Source organism: Dyella sedimenti, from assembly GCF_022760995.1.
GTDB classification, from domain to species: Bacteria; Pseudomonadota; Gammaproteobacteria; order Xanthomonadales; family Rhodanobacteraceae; genus Dyella; species Dyella sedimenti.
The window spans coordinates 721,514-741,216 of sequence record NZ_JAKWJO010000001.1 but is presented as its reverse complement, the minus strand read 5'-3'; the positions used below and the strand labels follow the sequence as shown (position 1 = coordinate 741,216).

At 68.6% G+C, this 19,703-nt stretch carries 15 protein-coding genes; 14 read left to right on the top strand and 1 reads right to left on the bottom strand.

Annotated features, from left to right (window positions below; all coding sequences use genetic code 11):
• Nucleotide 1: 1 nt before the first annotated feature.
• The 10 genes from MJ605_RS03410 to MJ605_RS03365 all read left to right on the top strand — a co-directional run bounded on the left by MJ605_RS03410 (nt 2) and on the right by MJ605_RS03365 (nt 10,911).
• A complete protein-coding gene (locus MJ605_RS03410; protein ID WP_243039551.1) occupies nt 2–820 on the top strand; it encodes a phosphatidate cytidylyltransferase in 819 nt (272 codons plus the stop codon).
• The gene (locus tag MJ605_RS03405) at nt 817–2,007 is read left to right on the top strand and encodes a 1-deoxy-D-xylulose-5-phosphate reductoisomerase (protein WP_243039544.1); all 1,191 of its coding nucleotides are present in this window, start codon (nt 817–819) and stop codon (nt 2,005–2,007) included. Before MJ605_RS03410 ends, MJ605_RS03405 begins: the two co-directional genes overlap by 4 nt.
• A 22-nt stretch (nt 2,008–2,029) precedes the next feature.
• Nucleotides 2,030–3,376: an RIP metalloprotease RseP gene (gene rseP, locus MJ605_RS03400; protein ID WP_243039542.1), complete on the top strand. Its 1,347-nt coding sequence runs from the start codon at nt 2,030–2,032 to the stop codon at nt 3,374–3,376.
• Between the two features lie 215 nt (nt 3,377–3,591).
• On the top strand, nt 3,592–6,066 hold the full coding sequence (bamA, locus tag MJ605_RS03395; RefSeq protein WP_243039541.1) for an outer membrane protein assembly factor BamA: 2,475 nt from the start codon (nt 3,592–3,594) through the stop codon (nt 6,064–6,066).
• 115 nt (nt 6,067–6,181) lie between these two features.
• Entirely contained in the window at nt 6,182–7,210 is a 1,029-nt protein-coding gene (gene lpxD, locus MJ605_RS03390) for a UDP-3-O-(3-hydroxymyristoyl)glucosamine N-acyltransferase (protein WP_243039539.1), read from the top strand.
• Complete coding sequence (fabZ, locus tag MJ605_RS03385) at nt 7,203–7,676, top strand: 3-hydroxyacyl-ACP dehydratase FabZ (protein WP_243039537.1); 474 nt, start codon at nt 7,203–7,205, stop codon at nt 7,674–7,676. Before lpxD ends, fabZ begins: the two co-directional genes overlap by 8 nt.
• On the top strand, nt 7,673–8,446 hold the full coding sequence (gene lpxA, locus MJ605_RS03380) for an acyl-ACP--UDP-N-acetylglucosamine O-acyltransferase (RefSeq protein WP_243039535.1): 774 nt from the start codon (nt 7,673–7,675) through the stop codon (nt 8,444–8,446). The genes fabZ and lpxA overlap by 4 nt, the downstream gene beginning before the upstream one ends.
• Before the next feature lie 18 nt (nt 8,447–8,464).
• Nucleotides 8,465–9,745, top strand: a complete 1,281-nt coding sequence (gene lpxB / locus MJ605_RS03375) for a lipid-A-disaccharide synthase (RefSeq protein ID WP_425600959.1) — start codon at nt 8,465–8,467, stop codon at nt 9,743–9,745.
• Nucleotides 9,735–10,355 carry a ribonuclease HII gene (gene rnhB / locus MJ605_RS03370; RefSeq protein WP_243039534.1) on the top strand — a complete coding sequence of 207 codons (621 nt, stop codon included), beginning with the start codon at nt 9,735–9,737 and terminating at the stop codon, nt 10,353–10,355. The genes lpxB and rnhB overlap by 11 nt, the downstream gene beginning before the upstream one ends.
• A gap of 355 nt (nt 10,356–10,710) precedes the next feature.
• Entirely contained in the window at nt 10,711–10,911 is a 201-nt protein-coding gene (locus tag MJ605_RS03365) for a hypothetical protein (protein ID WP_243039532.1), read from the top strand.
• A 51-nt stretch (nt 10,912–10,962) separates the two neighbouring features.
• Here MJ605_RS03365 and MJ605_RS03360 read toward each other — a convergent pair whose 3' ends face one another.
• The gene (locus tag MJ605_RS03360) at nt 10,963–12,402 is read right to left on the bottom strand and encodes an amino acid permease (RefSeq protein WP_243039530.1); all 1,440 of its coding nucleotides are present in this window, start codon (nt 12,400–12,402) and stop codon (nt 10,963–10,965) included.
• Between the two features lie 227 nt (nt 12,403–12,629).
• Here MJ605_RS03360 and dnaE point away from each other — a divergent pair, with 227 nt between their 5' ends.
• From dnaE to tilS, 4 genes are all read left to right on the top strand, one after another.
• The gene (gene dnaE / locus MJ605_RS03355) at nt 12,630–16,205 is read left to right on the top strand and encodes a DNA polymerase III subunit alpha (RefSeq protein WP_243039528.1); all 3,576 of its coding nucleotides are present in this window, start codon (nt 12,630–12,632) and stop codon (nt 16,203–16,205) included.
• Nucleotides 16,206–16,404: 199 nt separating this feature from the next.
• Nucleotides 16,405–17,361 (top strand): acetyl-CoA carboxylase carboxyltransferase subunit alpha, encoded by a 957-nt coding sequence (locus MJ605_RS03350; protein WP_243039527.1) that lies wholly within the window; start codon nt 16,405–16,407, stop codon nt 17,359–17,361.
• Between the two features lie 163 nt (nt 17,362–17,524).
• Complete coding sequence (locus tag MJ605_RS03345) at nt 17,525–18,277, top strand: NYN domain-containing protein (RefSeq protein ID WP_243039525.1); 753 nt, start codon at nt 17,525–17,527, stop codon at nt 18,275–18,277.
• Nucleotides 18,270–19,559, top strand: a complete 1,290-nt coding sequence (gene tilS, locus MJ605_RS03340) for a tRNA lysidine(34) synthetase TilS (RefSeq protein WP_243039524.1) — start codon at nt 18,270–18,272, stop codon at nt 19,557–19,559. Before MJ605_RS03345 ends, tilS begins: the two co-directional genes overlap by 8 nt.
• Nucleotides 19,560–19,703: the final 144 nt, after the last annotated feature.

The following is a 19,703-nucleotide window of genomic DNA, read 5'->3' as shown; positions in this document are numbered from 1 at the left end:
CATGCTGCTTCAGCGCACCCTCACCGCCCTGCTGCTCGCTCCGTTGGTGATCGGGTTGATCCTGCTGGCACCGACCTGGCTGTTCGCGCCGATCGTCGCCATCGCCTTCCTGGCGGCCATGTGGGAATGGAGCCGCCTGTCCGGGCTGAAGGCCACCGCCCCCCGCGCCGCCCTGCTGGCGCTGACCGCCATCCTGCTCGTGCTGTGCTGGCTGATGCGCGGCACCCTCGGCTGGCCGCTGCTGATCGGCCTGGGCGTGGCCTGGTGGATCGCCGCCGGCCAGTGGCTGCGCCATTTCGCCTTCGGCGCCGCGCCGACCCGTGAGAACCGCATGGTCAAGCTGGGTGCCGGCCTGCTGGTGATCGTGCCGGCCTGGGTGGCCGTCGTCGCCATCCACGGCTCGGGCGAATACGGCCACTGGTGGACTCTGCTCGCGCTGTTCCTCGTATGGGCCGCCGACATCGGCGCCTATTTCAGCGGCAGCACCTTCGGCGGCCGCAAGCTGGCGCCCACCATCAGCCCCGGCAAGACCTGGGCCGGCGTCTATGGCGCCTTCGCCGCGGCGGCGCTGGTCGCCTTGGCCGGCGGCCTGCTGCTGGGCGTGGCGGGCGGACAGCTGGCGGGGCTGCTGGTGCTGTCGGCTCTGACCGTGGTGGCCTCGATCGTGGGCGACCTGCTGGAGAGCCTGATGAAGCGCCACGCCGCGGTGAAGGACTCGGGCAGCCTGTTCCCCGGCCACGGCGGCCTGCTCGACCGCCTCGACAGCGTGTTCGCCGCCCTGCCGGTGTTCGCCGCCGGCAAGCTGCTGCTGGGCCTATGAGCAACGTCCCGTTCCGCAAGGTCGCCGTCTTCGGCGCCACCGGCTCGATCGGCGGTAGCACGCTCGACGTGATCGCGCGGCACCCTGAGCGTTTCCGCGCCAGCGTGCTGGTCGCCCATCGCAACGTGGCTGCGCTGGCCGAACTGTGCGTCCGTTTCCGGCCGGACCTCGCGGTGATCGCCGATCCGGCGCTGGAAGGCGAACTGTCGCGCCGTCTCGCGGCGGCGGGCATGCGCTGCGACGTCGCCAGCGGCCATGACGCCATCGCCCAGGCTGCCGCCAGCCCGTTGTGCGACACCGTGGTGGCCGCCATCGTGGGCGCCGCGGGCCTCGACTCCACCCTGGCCGCCGCGCGCGGCGGCAAGCGCCTGCTGCTAGCCAACAAGGAATCCATCGTGATGGCCGGCGCGCTGCTGCTGGAGGCGCTGGCCGCCGGCGGCGGCGAGCTGATCCCGGTCGATTCCGAGCACAACGCCATCTTCCAATGCCTGCCCGGCGGCCGGCCGAAGCTGGACGACAGCGGCGTGCGCCGCCTCATCCTCACCGCTTCCGGCGGGCCGTTCCGTGGCCGCACGCGGGCGGAACTGGCCGGCGTCACGCCCGAGCAGGCCTGCAAGCACCCCAACTGGGTGATGGGCCGCAAGATCTCGGTGGACTCGGCCACGCTGATGAACAAGGGCCTGGAGGTGATCGAGGCGCATCACCTGTTCGGCGCGCCGCCGGACCGGATCGACGTGCTGGTGCATCCGCAGAGCCTGGTGCATTCGCTGGTCGAGTATGTCGACGGCTCCGTCCTGGCCCAGCTCGGCAACCCGGACATGCGCACCGCCATCGCGCACGCGCTGGCGTGGCCCGCGCGCATCGAGGCCGGGGTGGCGCCGCTGGACCTGGCCGCCACCGCCCCGCTCGCCTTCCAGCACCCGGACCTGGCCACCTTCCGCTGCCTGGCCCTGGCGTTCCAGGCGTTGCGCGCGGGCGGCGACGCCACCGCCATCCTCAACGCCGCCAACGAAGTGGCGGTGGAGGCCTTCCTGGCCGGCGGCCTGTCCTTCCTCGGCATCGCCGACCTGGTCGAGAGCGTGCTTGCGGAACTGCCACCGCAAGCCGTGGTCGATGTGCAGACCCTGAATGAACGCGACCGGCTGGCCCGCGAGGCCGCCCGGCGCATCCTTCGCAACGCGTGCTGACAAGCCTGATAAGCTCTTGCAGATGAATAGTCTCCTCGGTTCCGTGTTCTGGTTGCTGGTCACGCTCGGCGTGCTGGTGACCTTTCACGAATTCGGCCACTACTGGATAGCACGGCGCTGCGGCGTCAAGGTGCTGCGTTTCTCCGTGGGCTTCGGCAAGGCCATCTGGAAGCGCACGGCCAAGGACGGTACTGAATACCAGGTCGCCATGATCCCGCTGGGCGGCTACGTGAAGATGCTCGACGCCCGCGAAGGCGAGGTCGATCCCGCCCTGGCCGGCCAGGAATTCACCGGCAAGCCGGTATGGCAGCGCATCGCCATCGTGGCGGCCGGGCCCGCCTTCAACCTGATCTTCACCGTGGCCGCGTTCTGGCTGATGTTCATGCTGGGCAAGCCGGACTACGCGCCACTGGTCACCGCCGCGCCGCAGAGCATGGCCGCCGAGGCCGGCATCCATCCCGGCGACCGCCTGCTGCGCATCGACGGCAAGCCGGTCAGTACCTGGAGCGACTCGCTGGATACCGTGGCCAACGCCCTGCTGGGCCGCGCGCCATTGCCGCTGGACGTGCGCGGCACCGACGGCCGGGAGCGCCGCGTGGTGCTGCCGCTGCAGCAGTTGCCCGCCGGCCAGGGCATCGACCAGTACCTGGACAAGCTCGGCCTGCGGCCTGCCCCGCTGCCGGCCGTCGCCGCCACCGTCACCGAGGGCGACCCGGCCCAGGTCGCCGGCATGCGCGGCGGCGACCGCCTGGTCAGCGTGAACGGCCAGGCCGTGGCCGACTTCGAGGCCTTCGCCACGCTGGTGGCCGGCGAGGCAGCCAAGTCGCCGGCGCTGACCGTGGTGGTGGAGCGCGCCGGCCAGCCGCTGACCCTGCACATCAAGGCCCGCTGGGAATCGAAGGAAGGCCGCCCCGCCCAGTGGCTGGTAGGCGTGCGCCCGCCGCCGGCCGAGCAGGCGCTGGTGCGCTACGGGCCGCTCAAGGCCTTTGGCGTCGCCCTCGACACCACCTGGGAGCGCGCCGCCTCGATCTTCAACATGATCGGCAAGATGGTCAGCGGCCAGGCTTCCACCAAGAACCTGTCCGGCGTGATCGGCATCGCCCAGGTGGCCAATGCCTCGGCCAGCATGGGCCCGGCCTGGTTCATCGAGTTCCTGGCGCTGGTCTCGCTCAGCCTCGCCGTACTCAACCTGATGCCCATCCCCGTCTTGGACGGTGGCTGGCTACTGTATTACCTTATCGAGTTGGTCAAGGGCAGCCCTGTCAGCGAACGCGCAATGATGGCCGGTCAATATGTCGGCCTGGTCTTGCTGTTCACGTTGATGGGACTGGCCTTCTACAACGACATCCACCGCTTCCTGCCCTCGTGACGCATGCCGGCTTTACCGAAGTCGCACAGTGTCCGGGGGACGAGGCGTGCCCGGGATGCGTGCGACGGCACGCGCGCCACGGGAACACGGCGGTGGGCCACCCGACGCATCCGGGGATGATGCAAGCACCCTTTGGCTGGGCCCGTCCTGGCTTCACGTATTTGATCGGGGCGGTCCAGGCCGCTCCATCGGAATAAAAAACAACGGAATCGACGATGAAGCGTATCGCCGCCCTGATCCTGCTTGCCTCTCTTTCTGCCAATGCCCTCGCATTCGAGCCGTTCGTCGTTTCCGACATCCGCATTGATGGCCTCAGCCGCATTTCCGCCGGCACGGTGCTCAACTACCTGCCGATCGGCAAGGGCGACCGGTTGACCAACGACGGCGCCCAGCGCGCCATCCGCGCCCTTTACCAGACCAAGTTCTTCAGCGACGTGGAGATCGACCGCGAAGGCGACATCATGGTCATCAAGGTGGTGGAGCGTCCCTCCATCGCCAAGCTGAACATTCGCGGCAACAAGGACATCAAGGAAGACGACCTGCGCAAGGGCCTGAAGGAGATCGGCCTGTCCGAGGGCGAGACCTTCGACCGCCTGTCGCTGGACCGCGTGCAGCAGGAACTGGTGCGCCAGTACTACAACCGCGGCAAGTACAACGTGTCGGTCGACCCGCACGTGACCAATCTCGACCGCAACCGCGTCGCCATCGACATCGAGATCCGCGAGGGCAAGGTCGCCAAGATCAAGGAAATCAACATCGTCGGCAACAAGGCGTTCACCGACAAGGCGATCCGCAAGGGCTTCGAGTCTGATACCAGCAACTGGCTGTCCTGGTATTCCAAGGACGACCAGTACTCGCGCGAGAAGCTCTCCGGCGACCTTGAGAAGCTGCAGTCCTACTACATGGACCGCGGCTACGCCGACTTCGGCATGGACTCCACCCAGGTCACCATCGCGCCGGACAAGCGCTCGATGTACATCGCCGCCAGCGTCAAGGAAGGCGATATCTACACCATTTCCGACGTGCACCTGCTCGGCGAGCTGATCCTGCCCGAGGAATCGCTCAAGCAACTGGTGTACGTGCACAAGGGCGACACCTTCAACCGCAAGGCGATCGAGGCCAGCTCCAACGCGATCAAGACCATCCTGGCCAGCATTGGCTACGCCTTCGCCAAGGTGACCCCGGTACCGAAGCTGGACAAGGACAAGCGCACCGTCGACCTCACCCTCTACATCGAGCCGGGCAAGCGCGTGTACGTGCGCCGCGTGATCTTCCAGGGCAACACCCGCACGGAAGACGACGTGATGCGCCGCGAAATGCGCCAGCTGGAAGGCAGCTGGTACTCGCAGCCGGCGATCGACCGCTCCAAGATCCGCCTGCAGCGCCTGGGCTACTTCAAGACCGTCAACATCGACAAGGCCCTGGTGCCCGGCACCGAGGACCAGGTCGACCTGACCGTGAAGGTGGAGGAACAGTCTGCCGGCAGCCTGATGTTCGGCGTGGGTTACTCGCAGTACTCGGGCATCATCCTGTCCGCGTCGGTGTCGCAGAACAACTTCATGGGCACCGGCGACAGCTTCACCGTGGGCGCGTCGCGCAGCGACTACTCCACGGCGATCAACGCCAGCTACTTCAATCCCTACCTCACCGACAGCGGCGTGGGCATCGGCTACAGCGTCGGCTTCACCAAGTCCAACTACGGCGACACCAACAGCGACTTCGTGAACTACGAGAGCTCGGAGAAGTCGTTCTCCAGCTACCTGAGCTTCCCGATCTCCGAGACGGACACCATCCGCGCCGGCCTGGGCCTGAACAGCAACAAGATCAACCTCAGCTACCAGTACCTGACCACCGACGAGAACGGCAACATCGTCACCGAGACGGCCAATTACTCGCCTCAGGTACTGATCGACTACCAGAACGCGCTGGGCCACCAGACCATCCACACCTGGGACGCCACCCTGGGCTGGACCCACGACACGCGCAACGGCTACTGGGCGCCCACCCGCGGCGGCCTGATCTCGCTGTCGACCGACGTGGCCCTGCCCGGCTCCACCGTGCAGTACTACAAGATCTTCGGTGAGGCCAACCACTACTGGCCGATCGGCAAGGGCTTCGTGCTGTACCTGGACGGCCAGGTCGGCTACGGCGACACCTATGGCCAGACCTTCGACTACAGCAGCGCCGACGGCCTCTACCAGGCCGGCCAGAAGATCCCGTTCCCGTTCTGGGAGAACTACTATTCCGGCGGCGTGCGCGACGTGCGCGGCTTCGAGGACAACACCCTCGGTCCCCGCGTCTGCGTGGGTACCACCACCGATCCCACTACGGGCAAGACGGTCCCCATCACGCCTGCCCGCAACGGCTACTGCAACGGCAGCGTGTACTCCTACGCGCAGCCGCTGGGCGGTGCGTTCAAGGTGCTGGGCACGGCCGAGATGTACCTGCCGCTGCCGTTCCTGAAGGACATCAACACCGCCCGCGTGTCGTGGTTCGTGGACGTCGGCAACGTGTACGAGAACTACCAGAGCTTCTCGGCCAAGACGCTGCGCGTATCCACCGGCCTGTCGCTGCACTGGCAGGCGCCGATCGGCCCGCTGATCATCAACTTCGCGTTCCCGATCCGCACCCAGCAGGACGACAGCCACTACGAGGAGCGCATCCAGTTCACCTTCGGCAGCCAGTTCTAAATGCGCTGAATGGCCGAAGGCCAGTAGCAAGGAGGGCGCGGCCATGCCGCGCTTTCTTTTTTGCATGCGGCCGGCGACGGCGCCCCCTACAATGGCCCGATCGCAGGGAGTCAACATGAGCGCTTTCAAGACAACCGTGTCCGAGCTGGCCGTGCGCTTCGGGCTCGCCTTCCACGGCGACGGCAACCGCCTCATCGACGGCGTCGGCACCCTGGCCGGCGCCGGCCCCAGCCAGCTGAGCTTTCTCTCCAACAGCAAGTACGCCTCGCTGCTGGCCGGCACGCGCGCCGGCGTGGTGGTGATGCGCGAGGAGAACGTCGCCGACAGCCCCGTGCCCGCGCTCGTCGCGCGCGATCCCTACGTGGCCTACGCGAAGATCGCCGCGCTGTTCGAGCGCCTGCCCCACGCACCGCAGGGCATCCATCCCAGCGCCGTGGTCGCGCCGGGCGCGAAAATCGCGCCCACCGCCAGCATCGGCCCCGGCTGCGTCATCGACGCGGGCGCGGTGGTGGAGGACGGCGCGATCCTCGGCCCCCATTGCATCATCGGCACCGATTGCACGGTCGGCGCGCAATCGCGCCTGGTGGCGCGCGTGACGCTGGTGATCCGCGTGACCCTGGGCAAGCGCGTGCTGGTGCATCCCGGCGCGGTGCTCGGCTCGGACGGCTTCGGTCTCGCCTTCGACCGCGACCACTGGATCAAGCTGCCGCAGCTCGGCGGCGTGCGCATCGGCGACGACTGCGAAATCGGCGCCAACACCACCATCGACCGCGGCGCGCTGGACGACACCGTGCTGGAAGAGGACGTGCGCCTGGACAACCAGATCCAGATCGCCCATAACGTGCACATCGGCGCGCACACCGCCCTGGCCGGCTGCGCCGCGGTGGCTGGCAGCGCCAAGATCGGCCGCTACTGCATGATCGGCGGCAATGCCGGCGTGCTGGGCCATCTGGAAGTGGCCGACCGGGTTACCATTACCGCCAAGAGCCTGGTCACGCACTCCATCCGCGAGCCCGGCGAATATTCCTCGGGCGTCCCGCTGCAGGAAAACCGCCAATGGCGGCGCAACGCGGCCCGTTTCAAGCATCTCGACGAATACGCGCGCCGGCTCTCGGCGCTGGAGAAGGACAGCAACAATGAGTGAGCTCACCGTGCCCTTCCACCTTCCGGTGAACGTGGAACAGATCCGGCAGCTGCTGCCGCACCGTTATCCGTTCCTGCTGGTCGATCGCGTCATCGAACTGGTGCCCGACAAGAGCGCGGTGGCGATCAAGAACGTGACGATCAACGAGCCGTTCTTCCAGGGCCACTTCCCGGACCATCCGGTGATGCCGGGCGTGCTGATCGTGGAGGCGATGGCACAGGCCGCCGGCCTGCTCACGCAGATCTCCAGCCGTCTCAAGGGCACCACGGGCAGCCCGCTGTTCTACCTGGCCAAGGTGGACAACGCGCGCTTCAGCGCGCCGGTGGTGCCGGGCGACCAGCTGCGCCTGGAGGTGGAGCTCAAGCGCCTGCTGCGCAGCATGGGCCTGTTCGAGGCGCGCACCCTCGTGGACGGCAAGGAGGTGGCCAGCTGCGAGCTGATGTGCGCGGCGAGGGCCGACAAATGATCCACCCCACCGCGCAGATCGATCCCTCCGCCATCGTCGGGGCCAACGTCAGCATCGGCGCGTACAGCGTCATCGGTGCCGACGTCGAGATCGGCGAAGGCACGGTGATCGGCCCGCATGTGGTGATCGAGGGCCCCACGCGCATCGGCCGCGACAATCGCATCAGCCAGTTCGCCTCGCTGGGCGGCGCGCCTCAGGACAAGAAGTTCAAGGGCGAGCGCACCGAACTGGTCATCGGCGATCGCAACCAGATCCGCGAATACGTCACCATCAACCGCGGCACGGGCGACGGCGGCGGCGTCACGCAAATCGGCGACGACAACTGGATCCTTGCCTACGTACACATCGCGCACGACTGCAAGATCGGCAACAACACGGTGTTCTCCAATTACTCGGCGCTGGCCGGCCACGTCGAGATCGGCGACTGGGTGGTGATGGCCGGCTTCTCCGGCGCGCACCAGTTCTGCAAGGTCGGCGCGCACGCCTTCATCGGCATGGGCTGCCTGCTGGGCTCGGACGTGCCGCCGTTCGTGATGATGGCCAACGAGCAGCGCGGCCGCCCGCGCGGCATCAACAGCGAGGGCCTCAAGCGCCGCGGCTTCGACGCCACGCGCATCTCGGCGATCAAGCGCGCCTACCGCACGCTGTACATGGCCGGCCTCACCCTGGCCGACGCGCGCGAGCAACTGGCCGCCCAGGCGGCGGACAGCGAGGACGTGCGCGCGATGCTGGAATTCCTCGAACGCAGCGAGCGCGCGTTGGCGCGCTAGCGCGGGGAGTAGTGAACGGTGAATAGTGAATCGGGAAAACTGCCTGGACCTCCCGCCACGCAGGACGGAGCGCGCGCTCCCATTTCCCATTCCCCATTCCCTATTCCCGGCGCGCCCACCATTGCGCTGATTGCCGGCGAGGATTCCGGCGATCAGCTCGGCGCCGACCTGATAGCGGCGCTGCGTCGCCGCTATCCCGGGGCGCGCTTCGTCGGCATCGGCGGTGCGCGCATGCAGGCGCAGGGCTTCGAATCCTGGTACGACATCAGGGAGCTGTCGCTGTTCGGCTTCGCCGAGGTGATCTCGCACCTTCCGCGCCTGCTGCGCCTGCGCAATGCGCTGGTCTCGCGCCTGATCGCGGCGAAACCGGCGGTGGTGGTCGGCATCGATGCGCCGGATTTCAACCTGGGCGTGGAGAAGCGCCTGCGCGACGCCGGCCTGCGCACCGTGCACTACGTCAGCCCTTCCGTATGGGCATGGCGCGAGAAGCGCACGGAAAAGATCGGCCGCAGCGCGAACCGCGTGCTGTGCCTGTTCCCGATGGAACCGGCCATCTACGCCCGCCACGGCATCGACGCGCGCTTCGTCGGCCATCCGCTGGCCGACCGCTTCGCCATGGTCTCCGATCGCGCGGGCGCGCGCGACGCGCTGGGGCTGCCTCAACAAGTACCGGTGCTGGCCGTGCTGCCGGGCAGCCGGCCGTCCGAGGTGGCCATGCTGGGGCCTGGCTTCATCGAGGCGGCCCGGAAGGTGGCGGCGCAGCTGCCCGGGCTGCGCATCGTCGTTCCCGCCGCCAACGAGCGCGTGCGGGCGAGTATCCAGGCCCTGCTCGGCAACGCGGCCGGCGAAGGCTCGCCGCTGCTGCTGGATGGCCATGCCCACGAGGCCATGCTGGCCGCCGATGTGGTGCTGCTGGCCTCGGGCACGGCCACGCTGGAGGCCATGCTGGCCAAGCGGCCGATGGTGGTGGGCTACCGCGTGTCGCCGGTGAGCTACCGCATCGCCAGGGCGCTCAACATGCTCAAGACCGACGTCTACGCGCTGCCCAACATCCTGGCCCGGGCCAGCGGCATGGGCCGCGATGCGATGCTGGTGCCCGAGCTGATGCAGGACGACTTCACCGCCGGCAAGCTGGCCGAGGCCACGCTCGCGCTGTTCCGCGACAGCGAGCGGCGCGGGCATGTCGTGGCCGCTTTCGAGCAATTGCATCAGGCATTGCGCGGCGACCTGGATGGCCACGCCGGCGACCTGGCGGCGGCGGCCGTGGCGGAGCTGGTGGAGGCGCCCCATGTCAGCTAGTGCGCCCAAGGCCACCCCGGCGGCCGACGCATGGCGCATCGCCGGCGTCGACGAGGCGGGACGCGGCCCCCTGGCCGGACCGGTGGCGATCGCCGCGGTCATCCTCGATCCCGCCCGCCCCATCGCCGGACTCGACGACTCCAAGAAGCTTTCCGAAATGCGGCGCGAAGCGCTCTATCCGCAGATCATCGAATGCGCGGTGGCGTATTGCGTGGTGATGGTGGACCGCGAGGAGATCGACCGCATCAACATCTACCAGGCCACCATGGTCGGCATGTGTCGCGCGCTTGCCGGCCTGACGCCCTCGGCGCACGAGGCCTGGATCGACGGCAATGCCCTGCCCCGGGAACTGCCCTGCGCGGGACGCGCCATCGTTGGCGGCGATGCGCTGGAGCCGGCCATCAGCGCGGCCTCGATCCTGGCCAAGGTGACGCGCGACCGCTATATGGTCGCGCTCGACGGCGCGCATCCCGGCTACGGCTTCGCCGACCACAAGGGCTATGCCACGCCCGCCCACCTGGAGGCGCTGAAGCGGCTGGGGCCCTGCCCCGAGCACCGCCGCAGCTTCGCGCCGGTCAAGCTGCTGCTGGACCAGGGCGTGCTGTTCTGACTCCCGGCGAATGGACGTCCATATGCCCGGGCGCCCCACCATGCATGGGAAAGGCCAACACGCCCGCGCCGGGGCATGCCCAATGGCCCACGTCGCCCGCATGTCACCGGATTAGCATAGGCTCGCCTGTACGGAACCAGCCGCGGGCCAGGCAACCTTTTCCGTCGCGGACGCATCCCAGCAGGTACGGGAAACGAAGCCACCGGGCCATCCCCAGCCCATGCTCCCCCCGGGGCGCCATGCCATGGCGCGATGCGCTTCCATCAAGGCAGGGACGCGGGTCTCAGGCGGCCCCCCAGCGGCCTGGGTCATTCGAGACTCCCCCATCGCGCGCATCCGCCGCAGGAGTCGTGTCATGACGCTATTCCATCCGTCGAGCCGCAACGCCGACCCTGGCATCCACCCGGACGTGACGCCCGCGCCGCAGCGCGCTCCCGGCGGCACCGCCGCGGTCGAACCCAAGCACGTGGATTACGACAGGCATCCGCTCAAGGTACAAAGCCTGGAACACTACATCGCGCCTCCCGTGGGCGACGAGCGCTTCCGCATCTCGTGACGCCACGGGCATGGTGGATGGCATTGCCCATCCGCCATGGGATGCGCGCGATCAGCCGCGCGCGCGCAGGCGGCTGTGCCGATAGCCGTAGCCGGCGTAGATCAGCATGCCAAGCGTGGTCCAGCCCGCCAGCAGCAACCAGTTGCCGAGGTTCATCTGGGCCAGCAGGAACAGGCAGACCAGCACGCCCAGCGAACACACCAGCGGCGCGGCCGGCACGCGGAAGCCACGCGGCAGCTCGGGCCGCGTGCGGCGCAGCACCAGCACGCCCACGCAGACGGTCGCGAACGCCAGCAGCGTGCCCATCGACAGCAGGTCGCCCAGCAGGCTGAGCGGGAACAGCGCCGCCAGCACACCGCCCACCGCGCCGACCAGCAGGGTGGTCCGATGCGGCGTGCGGAAGCGCTGGTGCACGGCACCAAACGTGGCCGGCAGCAGGCCGTCGCCCGCCATGGTGTAGAGGATGCGCGCCAGCCCCAGGTGCATCACCAGGATCACCGAGGTGAGCCCCGCGACGGCGCCGACCTGGGTCAGCAGCTTCAGCCAGGCCAGCGGCGGGTGCGCCGCCAGCGCGGTGGCCACCGGCTCGGCGGTGGCCAGCTGGGGATACGGCACCAGGCCGGTCAGCACCGCCGCCACCACGATGTAGAGCACCGTGCAGACGGCCAGCGAGATCAGGATGCCGGCAGGCACGTTCTGCTGCGGGTTGCGCGTTTCCTGCGCCGCCGTCGCCACCGCGTCGAAGCCGATGTAGGCATAGAACACGCTGGTGGCCGCGCGGAACACGCCCGCCCAGCCATAGCGGTCGCCGCCCTGGCTGGGCGGCACGTAGGGATGCCACAGCGAGGTGTCGATGTACTGCAGGCCGAATACCACGAACAGCATCACCACCAGCACCTTCACCACCACCACGATGCTGGCGAACAGGGTCGACTGGCGCGTACCCGCGTAGAGCAGCGCGGTGATCGCCGCCACCACCAGCAGCGCCGGCAGGTTGATCCAGGCGCCGGTGGCCACGAAATGGCCGTCGCGGAAGGCCAGCGGCGCATTCGACAGCACCGCCGGCACGTCGACGCCCAGGCTGTGCAGCAGGCCCACGCCATAGCCCGACCAGCCCACCGCCACCGAGGACACCGCCAGCAGGTACTCGGCCACTACGTTCCAGCCGATGAACCAGGCCAGCAGTTCGCCGAAGGTGGCGTAGGCATACACATAGGCGCTGCCCGACACCGGCAGCATGGCGGCGAACTCGGCGTAGCTCAGCGCCGCGAGCGCCGCCGCCAGGCCGGCCAGCACGAAGGAAAGAGTGAGCGCCGGCCCGGCATGCTCGGCCGCGGCCTGCCCGGTGATGACGAAGATTCCCGCGCCGATCACCGCGCCCACGCCGAGCACGATGAGATCCTTCAGTCCCAGCGTGCGGCGAAGGTTGTCGTTGGCGGTGAGCGACGCCTCGATGGGCTTGACGGTAAACAGCGAGCGGAGCAATGACATCGACGGTTTCCGGACCACGGCCGGCGAGATGGCCCGCCGGCGCACAAAGTCCGGGACCATGCCAGCCCGCGCGGCAACCCGCAACCGCCATTGGTTGGCTTTCGCGGCGTGCCGGACACGGCCGCCGGCCCTTGGCTGGCGCGCAAAAACGCGCCGCGGGGATGATGTCAATCCTTGCCCGCCTCCGGTCGCGCCGGTAGGCTGATGCTCCATCCTGCGCGCACGCCATGTCCGTCCGCTTCGCCCACCTCCACCTGCACAGCGAGTACTCGCTGGTCGATTCGACCATCCGCATCAAGGGGCTGGTCGAGGCCTGCGTGCGCCTCGGCATCCCGGCGGTGGCGCTCACCGACGAGAGCAACATGTTCGCGCTGGTGAAGTTCTACAAGGCCTGCAGCGCGGCCGGCATCAAGCCGATCGGCGGCAGCGACCTGTGGGTCAGCGTGCCGGACGACCCGCGCCCCTGGCGCCTCACCCTGCTCTGCCAGAACCGCGAGGGCTACCTCAATCTCTCCCGCCTGGTCTCGCGCGCCTGGCGCGAGGGCCAGCACAGCGGCCGCGCCATGGTCGACATGGCCTGGCTCACGCCCGACGCGACGCAGGGTCTTATCGCGCTGATGGGCCGCGAGAGCGAAGCCGGCCGCCTGGCGGTGAACCAGGGCGTGGATGCCGCCGCCGCGCGGCTGCGCCCGTTCGCCACGCAGATGGCCGACCGCCTGTACCTGGAGCTGACCCGCACCGGCCGCGAGGGCGAGGAAAGCTGGAACACCGCCGCGCTGGCGCTCGCCACCGCGCTGGACCTGCCGGTGATCGCCAGCAACGACGTGCGCTTCCTCAAGCAGGACGACTTCGAGGCGCACGAGGCGCGCGTGTGCATCAACCAGGGCCGCGTGCTGGCCGACCCCAAGCGCCCGCGCGACTACAGCGACCAGCAGTACCTGAAGTCGCCGGAGGAAATGGAGGCGCTGTTCGCCGACCTTCCCGAGGCGTTGGAAAACACCATCGAGCTGGCCAGGCGCTGCACGCTGGAACTGAGCTTCGGCACCTACTACCTGCCCGACTTCCCGGTACCCGAAGGCCACGACCTGGCCAGCTACATCCGCGAGATCTCGCGCCAGGGCCTGAAGGAACGCCTCGCCGCCGCCGGACTGGCGCCGGGGCGCACGCTGGAAGAATACGAGGCGCGGCTGGAACGCGAGCTGGACGTCATCATCAAGATGGGCTTCCCCGGCTACTTCCTGATCGTGTCGGACTTCATCAACTGGGGCAAGCAGAACGGCATCCCGGTGGGCCCGGGCCGCGGCTCGGGCGCGGGCTCGCTGGTGGCGTGGGTGCTCAAGATCACCGACCTGGACCCGCTGCAGTTCGACCTGCTGTTCGAGCGCTTCCTCAATCCCGAACGCGTGTCGATGCCGGACTTCGACATCGACTTCTGCATGGACCGCCGCGACGAGGTGATCGACTACGTCGCGCGCAAGTACGGCCGCGACCACGTCAGCCAGATCATCACTTACGGCTCGATGGCAGCCAAGGCGGTGCTGCGCGACTCCGGCCGCGTGCTCGGCATGGGCTACAACGCGGTCGACCGCATCGCCAAGCTGATCCCCGCGCGCCCGCTCGACCTCACCCTGCAGTGCGCGCTGGGCCGCTCGGAGAAGGCCAGGAAAGAACCCGACCGCATCGTCAAGGAATTCTGCGACCTCTACGAGCAGGACGAGGAAGCGCGTACGCTGATCGACCTGGCGCTCAAGCTGGAGAACCTCACCCGCAACGTCGGCAAGCACGCCGGCGGCGTGGTGATCGGCCCCAAGCCGCTCACCGAGTTCGCCCCGCTGTACTGCGAACAGGGCGGCGGCGGCGTGGTGACGCAGTACGACAAGGACGACGTGGAAGCGGTCGGCCTGGTGAAGTTCGACTTCCTCGGCCTGCGCACGCTCACCATCATCGACTGGGCAGTGAAGGCCATCAACGCGCGCCGCGCGCAGGCAGGCGAGGCGCCGCTGGACATCGCCGAGCTGCCGCTGGACGACGCCTACACCTACCAGCACATCTTCCAGAAAGCACAGACGGTCGCGATCTTCCAGTTCGAATCGGCGGGCATGCAGCGCATGCTCAAGGACGCCAAGCCCGACCGCATCGAGGACATCATCGCCCTGGGCGCGTTGTACCGCCCCGGCCCGATGGACCTGATCCCCAGCTTCGTCGCGCGCAAGCACGGCCGCGAGGAAGTGGAATACCCCGACCCGCGCGTCGAGCCTGTCCTGAAAGAGACCTACGGCATCATGGTCTACCAGGAGCAGGTGATGCAGATGGCGCAGATCGTGGGCGGCTACACGCTCGGCGGCGCTGACCTGCTGCGCCGCGCGATGGGCAAGAAGAAAGTCGAGGAAATGGCGAAGGAGCGCGCCAAGTTCCGCGAGGGCGCCGCCAAGGACGGCCTCAGCCAGGACAAGGCCGACGCCATCTTCGACCTGATGGAGAAGTTCGCCGGCTACGGCTTCAACAAGTCGCACGCGGCCGCCTACGCGCTGGTCTCCTACCAGACCGCCTGGCTGAAGGCGCACTACCCCGCCGAATTCATGGCCGCGACGATCTCGTCGGACATGGACAACACCGACAAGGCGGTGACCTTCATCGACGAGTCCAAGGCGATCGGCCTCACCGTGCTGCCGCCGGACGTCAACGCCTCCGAATTCATGTTCGTGGCGGTGGAGCCCAAGGTCATCCGCTACGGCCTGGGCGCCATCAAGGGCGTGGGCCAGGGCGCCTGCGAGGCGATCGCCGAGGAACGCAAGCGCGGCGGGCCGTACAAGGATCTCGCCGACTTCTGCCGCCGCGTCGATTCGACCAAGCTCAACCGCCGCGTGCTGGAAGCGTTGATCCTGTCCGGCTCGCTCGACGCGCTGGCGCCCAACCGCGCCAGCCTGATGGCGCAGCTGCCCGGCGCCATGAAGGCCGCCGAGCAGCACCTGCGCGACAAGCAGAGCGGCCAGAACGACATGTTCGGCGCCTTCATGTCGGATACGGGCGGGGGCAGCGCCGCGCCGGTGGTGCAGGTGGAGCTGCCGGTGGTGGCCGAGTGGCCGCTCGAACAGATCCTGCAGGGCGAGCGCGACACGCTGGGCCATTATCTTTCCGGCCACCCCACCGACCCGTGGCGGGACGAACTGGCCCAGCTTTCCACTTGCCCGCTGGGCGAGATCGCCGAACGCTACCAGCCCCCCAAGCCGCGCAAGAGCGATGGCGAGGAGAACCGCTTCCGCCGCGGTCCGGATACGCCGTGGACGGTGGCCGGCATGGTCACCGCCGTGCGCAAGCGCGGCGACAGCGATGCCTTCGTGCGGCTGGAAGACGGCACCGGCATCATCGAGGTGAGCTTCTTCGGCGAGTTGTACCAGCAGGTGGCCCCGCTGCTCACCCGCGACGAACTGCTCGTGGTGGAAGGCGGCCTGCGCATCGACGAATTTTCCGGCGGCGGCTTTGCCCTGCGCGCCCGCAGCGCCTGCACCCTGGGCGATGCCTGCCGCCGCTATGCCCGCCTGCTGCGTTTGAAACTGAACGGCGTCGGCCCCGGCTTCATCGAGGAACTGCGCCGCACCCTCGCCGGCTACCGCGGCGGCCGCGCCAGCGTGATCCTGCACGGCTACCACAACCGCCTGGCCCAGGCCGACCTGGAGCTGGGCGAGGACTGGCGCGTGGATGCCATCCCCGAGCTGCTGCGCGCCATCCGCGCGGTGCCGGGGGTGGAGGCGGCCAAGCTGCGGATCGTGAGGACAGAAGAGCGAGGAGTTAGGGGTGAGTAGCGAAGGCGCCAAGTCTGGCCACTGAGTCAAGACGATGAGCCGCGGCAGAAACTGTCGTCAGGTGGTGTGTCCGCCCCCGGTGGCCAGATTCGGTGCCCCCGCTACCCACCCCTAACCCCTGCGCCCCCATACGCCCCCGTTCCCGCGATTTTCCGCGGACCGGTATACTGCCGCGCTTCCGTGTTCTGAACTGCACCGAATGAATCCCAACTTCCTCGATTTCGAACAACCTATCGCCGAGCTGGACGCGAAGATCGAAGAGCTTCGCCACGCCAGCCATGGACAGGCGTTCAACATCGACGAGGAAGTCGCCCGCCTGCGCGAGAAGCTCAAGCTCAAGACCAACGAGATCTTCCGCAACCTCACGCCGTGGCAGGTCACCCAGCTTTCGCGCCATCCGGCGCGGCCGTACACGCTCGACTACATCAGCGTGATGTGCGAGGAGTTCCATGAACTGGCCGGCGACCGCGCCTACGCGGACGACGCCGCCATTGTGGGTGGCCTGGGCCGCATCAACGGCCGCTCGGTGATGATCATCGGCCACCAGAAGGCACGCGACACCAAGGGCAAGGTGCGCCGCAACTTCGGCATGCCGCGTCCCGAGGGCTACCGCAAGGCGCTGCGCCTGATGAAGATGGCCGAGCGCTTCGGCCTGCCGCTGCTCACCCTGATCGACACCCCCGGCGCCTACCCCGGCGTGGGCGCCGAGGAACGCGGCCAGAGCGAGGCGATCGCCCGCAACCTGCTGGAGATGGCCGACCTCAAGACGCCCATCGTGTGCACGGTGATCGGCGAGGGCGGCTCCGGCGGCGCGCTGGCCATCGGCGTAGGCGACCGCACCGTCATGTTGCAGTACTCCACCTATTCGGTGATCTCGCCCGAGGGCTGCGCCTCCATCCTGTGGAAGAGCGCGGACAAGGCCCGCGACGCCGCCGAGGCGCTGGGCCTCACCGCGCCGCGCCTGAAGGAACTGGGCCTGATCGACAAGGTGGTGCGCGAGCCGCTGGGCGGCGCGCACCGCAACCCGCATGCGATGGCGGTGCGCCTGAAGGCCGTGCTGCTCAACCAGCTCGACGAGCTGGAGGCGGTGCCGGTGAAGGACCTGATGGAACTGCGCTACCAGCGCCTGCGCGGCTACGGCGCCTTCACCGAATAACCCGCCTAACCGCACCTTTCAGAATTAGGGTGTAGGAGCGCACCCAGTGCGCGACAAGCGCATGAGGCATCGCGACACGTCGCGGTCGCCCACTGGGTGGGCTCCTACAGCTTCATCACGCCACCGCGCTACCATCCACGGCATCTCCGCCAGGAAACGCGACATGGCTACCGACAGCACCAAGCTCGCCGTCCTCATCGACGCCGACAATGCGCAGCCCGGCATCGCCGAGGCCCTGCTGGCCGAAGTCGCCAAGTATGGCACCGCGCACGTCAAGCGCGCCTACGGCGATTGGACGTCCAATCACCTGAAGAGCTGGAAGGAGCAACTGCTCACGCAATCGATCCAGCCGATCCAGCAGTTCGGCTACACCAGCGGCAAGAACGCCACCGACTCGGCGATGATCATTGACGCGATGGACCTGTTGTACTCGGGCCGCTTCGACGGATTCTGCATCGTCTCCAGCGACAGCGACTTCACCCGGCTGGCCGCGCGCATCCGCGAATCGGGACTGATCGTCTACGGCTTCGGCGAGCGCAAGACGCCCGACCCCTTCGTGGCCGCGTGCGACAAGTTCGTCTACACCGACATCCTTGCCGCCAAGCCCGACGAGGAAACGCCGCTGGTGCCGCGCACCGCCACCCAGCTCAAGCAGGACTCCAGCCTGGTGAACCTGCTGCGCAACGCGGTGGAGGCCGCCTCCGACGACGATGACTGGGCCGCGCTCGGCGGCGTGGGCTCGATCATCACCAAGCAACGCCCCAACTTCGATGCGCGCAGCTACGGCTACAACAAGCTCAGCGAGCTGATCGCCGCCACCACCCTGTTCGAGATGGACCGGCGCAGCCCCGGCGAGGGGCGGCCCAAGGTGATCTACGTGCGCAACAAGACGCGGAAACCGTCCACCCGTGAATGAACTGGTGGAGCACCTGCGGCGCACCCTGCGCGAGCAAGTGCCTGGCGCATGGTGCGTCGCCTACAGCGGCGGCCCGGATTCCACCGCCCTGCTGCATGTACTGGCGCGGTTGCCGGAAGCTCGCGAACGCGGACTGCGCGCGCTGCACATCGACCATGGCCTGCACGCGGACAGCCATGCCTGGGCGACCCATTGCCGCGAACAGGCCCTGGCGTGGGGTGTTTCCTGCGAAGTGCTGCGCGTGGACGTGGACCACGCGCGCGGCTACGGCCTGGAAGCCGCCGCCCGCGCCGCCCGCTACCGTGCCTTCGCCGGCGCGCTGCACCCGGGTGAATGGCTGCTGCTGGGCCATCACCGCGACGACCAGGCCGAGACGGTGCTGCTGAAGCTGCTGCGCGGCGCCGGCCCCGAGGGCCTGGGCGGCATGCGCGCGAGGCGGCCGCTGGGCCAGGGCATGCTGTGGCGGCCGCTGCTCGACCTGCCCCGCGCGGTGCTGCGCGATTACGTCCATGCGCATCAGCTGCCGTGCATCGACGATCCCTCCAACGCCGACAGCGCGCTGTCGCGCAACTTCCTCCGCCACGAGATCCTGCCGCGCCTCACCCGGCATTGGCCGCAGGCGGTGACGTCCATCGTGCACAGCGCCAGCCTCAGCCGTGCCGCGGCGCAGGCGCTGGCGAGCCAATGGCGCACCGCGCTGGCGCAACTGGAGGACCCCGCGACCGGCAGCCTGGATGCCGCCGGCTGGCTGGCCCTGGCGCCGGCGCTGCGCCAGCCGCTGCTGGACGAATGGCTGCATGCGCGCGGCCTGCCCGCCCCCACCACCGCGCAGCGTGCCCAGATCGAGCGCCAGTGCGTCGCCGGCGACGGCCAGTTGCCATGCATCCGCTGGCCTGGCGCCGAACTGCATGTATGGAAGGGCCGACTCTGGGCGCTGCCGCCCGGGCCGGCGATCGATCTGGCCTGGACGGCACGCTGGCAAGGCGAGCCATTGGTCCTGCCCGATGGCGGCCGGCTCGCCCTGGAACCGGGAGGCCGACTGGCCGAGGTGCTCACCGTGCGCCTGCGCCACGGCGGCGAACGGCTTCGCCCGGCGGGCGACCGGCACACCCGCGAGCTGCGCGACCTGTTCCAGCAAGGCGCCGTGCCGCCCTGGCGCCGCCCCGCCTGCCCGCTCATCTACCTGGGCGAGGAACTGGTCGGCGCGGGTGATCGCTGGCTCACCGCGCGTGGCGCAGCCTTGTTCGGCCACACCCGCCCCCACTGGCAGCCGGGCCGCTGAAACTTCCCTCCACTGTGGGAGCGCACCCTGTGCGCGACTCGCGTAGCGGCACTGTCCCGCAGTCGCGCACTGGGCCGCGCTCCCACAACGACACACACGCCACGACCGCCTGCGGATTGATTCCCAGCGCCCCCTGCGCTAGCT

Bases quoted from the DNA above. Each gene is read 5' to 3' on its own strand.
- lpxD (WP_243039539.1), top strand. From the start codon at position 6,182: ATGAGCGCTTTCAAGACAACCGTGTCCGAGCTGGCCGTGCGCTTCGGG.
- dnaE (WP_243039528.1), top strand. From the start codon at position 12,630: ATGTCCGTCCGCTTCGCCCACCTCCACCTGCACAGCGAGTACTCGCTG.
- lpxA (WP_243039535.1), top strand. From the start codon at position 7,673: ATGATCCACCCCACCGCGCAGATCGATCCCTCCGCCATCGTCGGGGCC.
- bamA (WP_243039541.1), top strand. From the start codon at position 3,592: ATGAAGCGTATCGCCGCCCTGATCCTGCTTGCCTCTCTTTCTGCCAAT.
- MJ605_RS03365 (WP_243039532.1), top strand. From the start codon at position 10,711: ATGACGCTATTCCATCCGTCGAGCCGCAACGCCGACCCTGGCATCCAC.
- MJ605_RS03360 (WP_243039530.1), bottom strand. From the start codon at position 12,402: ATGTCATTGCTCCGCTCGCTGTTTACCGTCAAGCCCATCGAGGCGTCG.
- MJ605_RS03345 (WP_243039525.1), top strand. From the start codon at position 17,525: ATGGCTACCGACAGCACCAAGCTCGCCGTCCTCATCGACGCCGACAAT.
- rnhB (WP_243039534.1), top strand. From the start codon at position 9,735: ATGTCAGCTAGTGCGCCCAAGGCCACCCCGGCGGCCGACGCATGGCGC.
- rseP (WP_243039542.1), top strand. From the start codon at position 2,030: ATGAATAGTCTCCTCGGTTCCGTGTTCTGGTTGCTGGTCACGCTCGGC.
- MJ605_RS03410 (WP_243039551.1), top strand. From the start codon at position 2: ATGCTGCTTCAGCGCACCCTCACCGCCCTGCTGCTCGCTCCGTTGGTG.
- MJ605_RS03405 (WP_243039544.1), top strand. From the start codon at position 817: ATGAGCAACGTCCCGTTCCGCAAGGTCGCCGTCTTCGGCGCCACCGGC.
- MJ605_RS03350 (WP_243039527.1), top strand. From the start codon at position 16,405: ATGAATCCCAACTTCCTCGATTTCGAACAACCTATCGCCGAGCTGGAC.
- fabZ (WP_243039537.1), top strand. From the start codon at position 7,203: ATGAGTGAGCTCACCGTGCCCTTCCACCTTCCGGTGAACGTGGAACAG.